Annotated in this window: 7 protein-coding genes and 2 pseudogenes; 5 read left to right on the top strand and 4 right to left on the bottom strand. The window is 61.7% G+C overall.

What is annotated here, in order from left to right:
- Positions 1-122: 122 nt before the first annotated feature.
- Together ACZYOF_RS40115 and ACZYOF_RS40110 are read left to right on the top strand one after the other, a co-directional pair.
- Positions 123-392 (top strand): annotated as a pseudogene (locus ACZYOF_RS40115) (tyrosine-type recombinase/integrase); the annotation flags it as partial.
- Positions 393-402: 10 nt separating this feature from the next.
- Entirely contained in the window at positions 403-1,599 is a 1,197-nt protein-coding gene (locus ACZYOF_RS40110; RefSeq protein ID WP_463719196.1) for an IS91 family transposase, read from the top strand.
- 391 nt (positions 1,600-1,990) lie between these two features.
- Here the strand turns inward: ACZYOF_RS40110 and ACZYOF_RS40105 are convergent, their stop codons facing one another.
- Genes ACZYOF_RS40105 through ACZYOF_RS40095 form a run of 3 tightly spaced genes read right to left on the bottom strand, consistent with a single transcriptional unit; the run spans position 1,991 to position 4,171 of the window.
- Positions 1,991-2,623 (bottom strand): glutathione S-transferase family protein, encoded by a 633-nt coding sequence (locus ACZYOF_RS40105; RefSeq protein WP_463719195.1) that lies wholly within the window; start codon positions 2,621-2,623, stop codon positions 1,991-1,993.
- Between the two features lie 18 nt (positions 2,624-2,641).
- Positions 2,642-3,388 (bottom strand): SDR family NAD(P)-dependent oxidoreductase, encoded by a 747-nt coding sequence (locus ACZYOF_RS40100; protein ID WP_463719194.1) that lies wholly within the window; start codon positions 3,386-3,388, stop codon positions 2,642-2,644.
- A 36-nt stretch (positions 3,389-3,424) separates the two neighbouring features.
- Positions 3,425-4,171 carry an SDR family NAD(P)-dependent oxidoreductase gene (locus tag ACZYOF_RS40095; protein ID WP_463719193.1) on the bottom strand — a complete coding sequence of 249 codons (747 nt, stop codon included), beginning with the start codon at positions 4,169-4,171 and terminating at the stop codon, positions 3,425-3,427.
- A 181-nt stretch (positions 4,172-4,352) separates the two neighbouring features.
- On the opposite strand from ACZYOF_RS40095, the gene ACZYOF_RS40090 reads away from it, so the two are divergent.
- Together ACZYOF_RS40090 and ACZYOF_RS40085 are read left to right on the top strand one after the other, a co-directional pair.
- Entirely contained in the window at positions 4,353-5,261 is a 909-nt protein-coding gene (locus ACZYOF_RS40090) for a LysR family transcriptional regulator (protein ID WP_463719192.1), read from the top strand.
- Between the two features lie 156 nt (positions 5,262-5,417).
- Positions 5,418-6,039 (top strand): annotated as a pseudogene (locus ACZYOF_RS40085) (tyrosine-type recombinase/integrase).
- A 115-nt stretch (positions 6,040-6,154) separates the two neighbouring features.
- Here the strand turns inward: ACZYOF_RS40085 and ACZYOF_RS40080 are convergent.
- Positions 6,155-7,360 carry an alkene reductase gene (locus ACZYOF_RS40080; RefSeq protein WP_463719197.1) on the bottom strand — a complete coding sequence of 402 codons (1,206 nt, stop codon included), beginning with the start codon at positions 7,358-7,360 and terminating at the stop codon, positions 6,155-6,157.
- A 620-nt stretch (positions 7,361-7,980) separates the two neighbouring features.
- Here ACZYOF_RS40080 and ACZYOF_RS40075 point away from each other — a divergent pair.
- Positions 7,981-9,003, top strand: coding sequence for a c-type cytochrome (locus tag ACZYOF_RS40075; protein WP_463719191.1), 1,023 nt, complete (start codon positions 7,981-7,983; stop codon positions 9,001-9,003).
- The last annotated feature ends 170 nt before the right edge of the window (positions 9,004-9,173 follow it).

Genomic DNA, 9,173 nt, shown 5'->3' with positions numbered 1-9,173 from the left:
TTGACAGAGCTTGCTGCCCGGCCACTGTTAGCCACCATGGGATCGACACCAATGTCCGGCTGATAAAACAAACGACTGCAATTCACCCTTCACAGAAGTCTCTTACACAAAATATCTGACATTCCCCGCGCCAGCTCAATCGCGCCTGCCATGCCGCGGCCCAAATGGCCGAGATCAGCAAACGCGTCTCGCTCCATACCTTGCGGCACAGCTTTGCCACCCACCTGCTCGAGCAGAACATCGATGTCCGCGTGATCCAGGTGTTGCTTGGTCACGCCAAACTCGACACCACGGCGCTCTATACCCGCGTCGCTACCAAGACGATCAGCGAGGTCATGAGCCCGCTGGAGCGCATCGCACTCAAGCTCAAGCAGATCCGGCCGCCCGGCTGACGCGGCGCGCGTGCCGCGCCCGGCTCTGGAGGTTGCGGATATCTTCCGCAGCCATGGCGTAGCATGGCGTCAAGCCCGTGCCGGCCATGTCAGCCTGGACCAACTGAAGGTGATGTCGGCGATCGAGCGCTGCCGCACCGCGGAGCTCGGCGGCCATGTCGCGCGCTGTCAGGACTGCGCCTATACCACCATCGCCCACAACTCCTGCCGCAACCGGCATTGCCCGAAGTGCCAGGGTGCCGCGGCTAAGGACTGGCTCGCCGACCGCGAGGCCGAGCTGCTGCCGGTGCCGTACTATCACCTGGTGTTCACGCTGCCTGCGGCCATCGCCGACATCGCCTACCAAAACAAGGCCGTGCTCTACGATCTCTTGTTCAAGGCCTCGGCCAAGACCATGTTGACGATCGCCGCCGATCCGAAGCATCTGGGCGCCAGAATCGGCATCACCTCGGTGCTGCACACCTGGGGCTCGGCCATGACCCATCACCCCCACGTGCACATGATCGTGCCCGGCGGCGGCATCGCGCCCGACGGCCGGCGCTGGGTGTCCTGCCGGCCCGGCTTCTTCCTTCCCGTACGCGTGCTCTCCCGCCTGTTCCGGCGCCTGTTCCTGGAGAAGCTCATCGCTGCGCACGCGGCCGGCTGCCTCAGCTTCTTCGGCGATCATACCCATCTCGCCGATGCGCAATCCTTCGCGGCTTATCTCGCGCCGCTGCGCAAGGCGGAGTGGGTCGTCTATGCAAAGCGCCCGTTCGGCGGACCCGAGGCGGTGCTGGCCTATCTGTCGCGCTACACCCACCGCGTCGCCATCGCCAACAGCCGCCTGATCGCCTGCGACCAGCACGGCGTCACCTTCAAGTGGAAGGACTACCGCAGCGAGGGCCGCGATCGATACAAGCAGATGACGCTCGCCATCGACGAGTTCATCCGCCGCTTCCTCATCCACGTGCTGCCAAAAGGCCTCAATCGCATCCGCCACTACGGCCTGTTCGCCAGAGGCGCGTGCGCCGACAACATCGCACGCGCGCGTGCGCTGCTCGCCGGTGTAAACTCCCAAGGCGAGCCCACCAGTGCCCCAGAGTCCAGCAAGCCGAGCTGTCCATGCTGCGGCGGTCGCATGATCATCATCGAGGTGTTCGCGCGCGGTGCAACGCCACGGCATCAGTCGACAGCTCCAACGAACCGCATCAGGATCGACACCTCATGACGGCGCCTCAATCCCGCAAATCTGCTCCGCGCGCCCGCTGGCTCTCGACCAGCCACGGCAGGGCGCGCCCCGATGTCCGCCAGTCGTCGCAATTCGTCCGGCAATTCACAGAGCTCGACGCCACCCGCCGCTCATTCATCAGGCGCTTCACCGTCGCACAACTCGTTGCAGCGGCTCGATTCAAATCAGCCAGCTCCCCCGCGGCACTCAAATCCCCATAGCGCCTGCCGCACCGCCGCACGTCCCCCCAAGCGCGGTTTCCTCCCTTGGAGGCTTTCGGACGCCGGCCGCCGAATACGCCGCACCGTCCCTCAAGCGGCCGGCATCCGAAACCCTTCACAGAAGCGGACCAAGAAAATCCGCGAGTCCCGGCCTCCATCGCTAGAGGCTGTTACGAGTCGGCGCTTGGACGCGATGATACGGCGTCATACCAACGCCTCGAGCCTGCGTTTTTTAATGGTATCTCCCAGCTCAATGCCTTTTTTGCAAAGTCGATTGCGACCATTGCTGTGATATCAGCGACGCTGAACTGATCCCCAGCCACGAATGGCACTTCGACCAACCGGGTCTCGAGATCGTCATAGAAATCGGCAATGCGACGACGGCCACGCTCGACCAATTCGGGGATCTGGTTGTAGCCATGCGGTCCCGCGATGGCGCGCCCCTTGAGAGCGGCGGCGCCGTTACGAACCGTCTCCATGACCGCGGCGAATCCCTCCTGCTCCATCCGACGCTCCCACATGGTAATCACGGCTTTATCCTTGGCTGTAGTTCCGAGCAGTGGCCGGTGGGGGTGCGTCTCCTCGAGATAGCGGATGATGGCTGGGACTTCGCCGATGGTCGATCCGTCATCGAGAACAAGAGCGGGGACGACGCGGCGCGGATTAATCGTCGCATACGCCTCGGAGAATTGTTCGCGTGCGCCGAGGTCGACCGGCACAACGGTCATCGAGATGTCCTTCTCCGCCAGGTAGATTCTCACGCGGCGAGAATTGGGCGAGGCATTGGACTGATAGAGTTTCATCGCAGCTTTCTCCGGGCATCAAAGCTTCGAACCACCGCCCACCTGGACGGTGTCGCCGGTGACCCAGCGCGCAGAATCTGACGCCAGGAACGCCACGACCTCCGCGACGTCATCCGCATGACCGATTCGTTGCAGCGCCTGCATCCCGAGAGCATACGTGCGGCCTTCCTCGGTCTTGGAAAACTCCGACATGTCGGTATCGATGATCCCCGGTGCGACCGCGTTGACGCGGATACCGCGAGATCCCAGCAGCGATGCGAAATGCTTCACAAGCGTGTCGATGGCGCCCTTGGTGGCGGAGTAAGCCGGCAACTGGCCCACAGCAGCGCGCGCCGCCAGCGACGACGTCATCACGATGTTCGAGCCTTCGGCCATCAACGGCAGCAATTGCTGCACCAGGAAAAACGGGGCGCGGACATTGACCGCGAACATGCGGTCGAAGTCTTCGACGGTCTGCGCCTCAATGCTGGCCGGCACCGCAATGCCGGCGTTGGCGACGAGAATATCGAGCTTACCGCCGACCAGTTTGCCAACTTCGCCCGCGAGTTTGTGCGCACCATCTGGCGCCGACAAGTCCGCCTTGACGGCGTCGGCCTGCCCACCGGCTTCGCGGATTTCGGCGACCAGCGAGTCCGCGTCCTTGGCGGAATTGCCGTAGTGAACGATAACGCGGGCACCGGCATTGGCCAGCGCGAGAGCGGTGGCGCGGCCGATGCCGCGGGAGGCACCGGTGACGAGGGCGGTTCGGCTGACGAGGTCGGTCATGACTAATCTCCTGATGTGTGTGGTGTTTGTGTGAAACTACGCGGCCGTCCGGCCGCCGTTGACGCTGATGACCTGGCCGGTAATGAACGACGCCTTATCCGAGGCCACGAACAGGATGGCGTCGGCGAGTTCGTCCGGTTTGCCCGCGCGCTTGAGCGGGATACCGGCTACCATCCTGGCCTTGCGGTCGGCCGAACCGGTGAACCGGTCAAGCATCGCGGTCTCTACCGGACCGGGGGCGATTGCGTTGACACGGACGCCGAAGGCCGCGGCTTCCAATGCGGCGGATTTGGTCAGGCCTTCGACGGCGTGTTTGCTTGCAGTGTAGAGCGACGCGTTCGGCGCGCCGCGACTGCCCATGGTCGAGGAGATGTTGACGATGCTTCCCGATCCCTGCGGCTGCATCACTCGCAGTTCGTGCTTCATCGAGAGGAGAACGCCGAGCACATTGGTGTCAAACGTCGCTGCATAACTCTCGGCACTCTGGTCGGTGACGGGGCCGGGCGTTCCCTCGGTGCCGGCATTGTTCACGGCGATGTCGAGGTGGCCGAACTGCTTGACCGTCCGTTCGACCAGCGCCTGCACCTCGCTTTCGCGTCGAACATCGGCACCAACGAAGTCCGCCTCGGCGCCGAGCGCCCGCAGCTCAACCGCGAGCGCCATGCCGGCATCGTTGCGGCGACCCGAAACAACGACACGAGCGCCTTCGCGAGCAAAGGCCAACGCCGTCGCGCGGCCGATGCCGGTGAGTCCGCCGGTGATCAGGACAACTGGATGGCTCATCATGCATCTCCCAAATAAAACCGCTGCCATACCCATTCGATCTGGCTGAATGGGCCGATCTACGAAGCGCTTGCAACGCGCTTGATCGATGCGCTCCGGCGTATGTGAGTGATTTAGGAAATACTGGCGCTCCGCAGAAAGACTTTGTAAGGTTTAAGCCATACTTTCTAGGACTGGCTCCGTGGAACTCCGACACCTCCGCTATTTCGTCGCCGTGGCCGAAGAAGGCAGTCTCACGGTGGCGGCCCAAAAGCGCCTGCACACGGCGCAACCGTCGCTGAGCCGGCAGATTCATGATCTTGAGCTAGAGCTCGGGGTGCAGTTGTTGATCCGCGGACCACGCGGCATCGAACTGACACCGTCGGGGCGGGTATTCCTCGATCACGCGCGCGTAGCACTGCTGCAGGTCGAAGCCGCCAGCGAGGCCGCGCGCCGCGCCGCCCAGCTGACAAAATCATCTCTCTCGATCGGATTTCTCACCGGCTATGAAATGGACTGGCTCCCGGCCGTGATGGGTATCCTGCGCGGTAAACTGCCAAGCACTGAGATCACGATCCACAGCGAGGATTCTCCGGACCTTGCCGCCGGACTGGTACGCGGCAAGATCGACCTCGCCTTCCTTCGTCCGGAGAAGAATGCGCCTGGCGTGCAATTCAAGCTGCTAAGGCATGATCCGGTGATTGTGTTGATGCCATATGATCACCCCCTTACGGCCAAGAGTGCGATCCGACCACAGGAGCTGGCGGGGCAGACCTATATCGGCGTATCACCGATACGGGCATCGGTTTTGCGGACCGTCATCGAGGACTTCTTCAAACGCCATGGATTGACGATCAAGCCCGCGCATCAGGCGGAGAATTTGGCCATGGCGAGCTCGCTGATCGCTTCCACCGGCGGCATCAGCCTGCTTCCGCTTTACGCGCAAAACCTGATGCCGAAATCCATCGTCAGTCGTCCAATCCAGGGCAAGCCACCGATGGTCGACCTCGTAATCGGCTACAGCGAAGCTAATACCTCCCCGCTGCTGAGATTTCTGCTTTCGAAAGTCGATGAGATTAAGTTTCAGGTCGCAAGTCGCGATGGTAGGTAATCGCGGGACAGTCATCGACCCGTCGGCAATGGGTCAAAATCCGTCGTCCGATCGGTCGAATTGGACCCAACTACGTCTTCAATCCTCTGAAAGCCGACGTCATTTCAGAGGTTACCGGCTTGAGAATGGTCGACCTCACTAATTGAGGAGGTCACCATGATCGAAGTCCTAAGCACCATCGAGCAGGTCTCCAAGCACGTCCCGTGGAACAAGGGTAAGATCGTCGGTGCGAAGCCACCACTCCGTCCGAAGCACGTCTGGTCCATCCGGACAACGCTCCAGGGTCGGGGGCCGGCTCCGGGATCTGGCGCTGTTCAACGTGGCCATCGACAGTAAACTTCGTGGCTGCGATGTCGTGGCGCTGAAGGTCGACGACATCGCGCCAAGCGGCTACGCGGCTGATCGTGCAATCATCCGGCAGAAGAAGACGGGACGACCGGTCAAATTTGAACTCACCGAGTCGACGCGCCAAGCCGTCGACGACTATCTGAGAGCGACGGGCAAGAAGCGGAGCGAATACCTATTCACCGGCCGGCGGGGACCTAGTTGCAGTCTAACCACTCGGCAGTACGCGCGGCTTTTGTCTGATTGGCTTACCAGCGTAGGGCTTGATCCGCACCTGTTCGGAACACATTCATTTCGTCGAACAAAGGCGACTCTGATCTACCGGCGGACAGGCAACTTGCGAGCCGTGCAGCTTTTGTTGGGCCACACAAAAATCGAGAGCACCGTCCGATATCTGGGCATTGAGGTCGCCGCATGTCTGCTTGCCTCCTGACAGCGGCGGAATAGCGGGCATCTGCCAACCGCTGCGTGAGGCCAGAAGCAGGCATTCCTTCGGTTGCTTTTATCCCAACGCCGGTACGGACTGTGCCGCACTGGTCGGAGGGGCGTTAGCGCCATCGGTCGTCCACGCAGGCTTTCGGTTGCTCGCCTCGCTCCTGCGCAAGCGACGGATAGTCGGTATAGCCTTTGGCCCCGCCGCCATAATAGGTGGATTGATCGTCGGCATTGAGGCCCGTGCGCATACGCAACCGGTCCGGCAAATCCGGGTTGGCCAAAAACTTGCGGCCAAAGGCGATCAAATCCGCCTTGCTTTGCTCGAGCCATGCTTCCGCGGTGTCTCGATCAAAGCCGCCGGCTACGATCAACGTTCCGCTATATTTTTCCCGGATGAGCGCAAGCATCTGCTCAGCGCCGGCGTCCGGCGCCTTGCCTTTCTCGATCGCGGCGAGACCCGGATTCACGATATGCAGATAGGCGAAACGAAGGCCGTTGAGAAGTTGCGCTATGGTGCCGAAGGTCACCTCCGGCTCGGCGTCGCTCATATCGTTGAAACTGCCAAGGGGTGACAGGCGCACGCCGACCCGGTCTGGGCCCCAGATTTCGCTTACGGCTTCGACCACTTCCATCAACAGCCGCGCCCGATTGCCCACCGCCCCTCCGTAGGCGTCGGTCCGATGGTTTGTGCCTGAACTGATGAACTGATCTATGAGATAGCCGTTGGCGCCGTGCACCTCTACCCCGTCGAAATTGGCGGCCATGGCGTTTCTCGCGCCATGCGCATATTGCTGGATGATGTACGGCATCTCCTCGATCTGCAACGCTCGCGGCCGAACGAACGGCACCAATTGACCTTCGCCCCGGTCATTCTCGATAAACGCGTCGCCGGCCGGTGTAATGGCCGAGGGGGCGACCGGCAGCATGTGATCCGGCTGCAGTGCCGGATGTGAGATGCGTCCGACATGCCAAAGCTGCAGGAAGATGCGGCCGCCGGCAGCGTGCACCGCGTCGGTTACCAGTCGCCAGCCTTCGACCTGTTCACGGCTGTGGATACCCGGTGTCCAGGCATAACCCTGCCCTTGCATCGATACCTGGGTTGCTTCGCTGATAATGAACGCGCCTGAAGCCCGTTGTGCGTAGTAGCAAGCGTTGAGCGAGGTCGGCACGTTCCCGGGTTGACGAGCGCGGGAGCGCGTCAAGGGCGCCATGACAATCCGGTTCGGCAGAGTGAATGGACCGAGCCTGTACGGTTGAAAGAGTAGTTCCGCCACCGCCTGTTGTGGGCGGACCGCTTCGGCGACCGACGTTGGAGCCATTGTCTGGGTCCTTTCAGGGGTTGAATCGCATGCGACACCCGAAAACGCGACGAGGCGGACGAGGGTTCCTCCAGGCACTATAGCTGGTGCCGTCCCCATCGGTTACAAGCACGATGTGACCTCGGCCTTCCCGGCCAGCGCGCCGATCGATGACGGCCGCCTCATCCGCCTGCCCATTAATTGCGCGGCGGCGATGCTGAAGCGGCTGTCAGTGTGGCGCCGCCTCCCGCGCGGTTGCAGCCCTTATTCGGCATCTGGCAGCATGACGGATGGACCGCTCTGGGTCACGAGCGTCGCCCTCTACAACAGGCGTCGGCCTTCGATTTCCGCTGTGCCCCGTTAGCGACCGAGGATGCGCGGCGGTGCAGTATGTCGCGAAAGGCCAGGGCTGCGATCCCGCCGAAGAGACAGGAATGATGAGCCCGACAGCAGACGTCCTCTTATGGCCAATTCGCGTCATAAACGATCGCTCGGGGGCAAGAGAATGAAATGGTATTATGGCTGATGGTCTGGCCACCGTTCTGACGCTCGAGCCGGCCGGATCTGGAAGTGCATTGCGATTTGCTGCCAACGTTAGCCGACATCAACTTCGGCGAACCAGGTTTAATGCGGAGTGCACCATGAAACGCTCTTGGCTCTTTTTGCTCGCGGCGATGTTGTGCACCACGGCATCGATAGCAGGCCCTAATCGCTCGTTCGCGGGGAGTAACGACATCGATCTCACCCAGTGGACGTCTCCTGATATCACCACTGTCGCGGACGATCCGTTTGGCACCCTCGTTAAATATGGGCACGCGCTTTTCACGGATACCGCGAATGAGATCGGGCCAAACGTGTCGGATCCAGCAAGACGCTTCGCTGGCAACAATCTCGCGTGCCAAAACTGCCATCTGCAGGGCGGGACCCAGCCATATGCCATGGCGCTCATAGGCGTTTGGGGACAATTCCCGCAATACCGCGCGCGGGAAGGGGCGGTCGACACTCTCGAGGATCGCATCAATGGTTGTATGGAGCGCAGCATGAATGGCCGAGCGCTGCCGCTTGAGAGCCGCGAAATGAGGGCGTTTTCAACTTATATGCGCTGGCTGTCGACCGGCGTTCCCGACGGCGCAAAGCTTAAGGGCGCTGGCACGTTGAGGATCAAAGAGCCAGCGCGCGCTGCCGATGCCGCTCGCGGCGCGGAGGTTTTTTCGCAGATATGCGCCGCTTGCCACGGCGCGGATGGCTTGGGGCAACGCGCCCAAACCGGCGCGGGATATCAGTTCCCTCCGCTCTGGGGTCCCGACAGCTACAACAACGGCGCTGGAATGAGCCGCCTTTTGACCGCCGCCGCTTATGCGATGCACAACATGCCCATCGGCACCGCGTTCAACGCCCCGGTGCTCACGGACGAGCAGGCCTATGATGTCGCGGCCTACATCATCAGCCAGAAGCGGCCAGAGAAGGCAAACCTCGAGAAGGATTTTCCGATCCGACTCCAAAAGCCGATCGATACTCCATATGGCCCGTACGTCGACGGTTTCAGTCTGGAGCAGCACAAATACGGTCCATTCGGGCCGATCCGCTCAAAAGTGGAGGAGCTTGCCACGGCGTCGCGCACTGCAAATGCAGGTGAGCCGGACAATGGGTCGGGAGCGAGGTAGCCAACAACGACGCAGTCGACATCAGAGCCGCATAGCTGCGTCGGGGGTGCCGTCGCGAACTTGGTTGGAATTTGTCCGTCGCGAGTCTCCGGTGAACGGATGATATCTGCTCAGGCGGCAAGATCAACCGGCTGAGCAATGGGCTTGCTGGCGAGGGTCTGCCAGCCGTC

This window comes from Bradyrhizobium sp. LeoA1Lang (genome assembly GCF_055413685.1).
Note: the sequence above shows the minus strand (reverse complement) of the source record. Positions and strands in the feature narration are given on the sequence as shown.

What these genes read in the sequence shown, in the direction of transcription:
- ACZYOF_RS40105 (WP_463719195.1), bottom strand. Translation starts at nt 2,623, where the DNA reads ATGAAACTCTATCAGTCCAATGCCTCGCCCAATTCTCGCCGCGTGAGA.
- ACZYOF_RS40100 (WP_463719194.1), bottom strand. Translation starts at nt 3,388, where the DNA reads ATGACCGACCTCGTCAGCCGAACCGCCCTCGTCACCGGTGCCTCCCGC.
- ACZYOF_RS40095 (WP_463719193.1), bottom strand. Translation starts at nt 4,171, where the DNA reads ATGAGCCATCCAGTTGTCCTGATCACCGGCGGACTCACCGGCATCGGC.
- ACZYOF_RS40080 (WP_463719197.1), bottom strand. Translation starts at nt 7,360, where the DNA reads ATGGCTCCAACGTCGGTCGCCGAAGCGGTCCGCCCACAACAGGCGGTG.
- ACZYOF_RS40075 (WP_463719191.1), top strand. Translation starts at nt 7,981, where the DNA reads ATGAAACGCTCTTGGCTCTTTTTGCTCGCGGCGATGTTGTGCACCACG.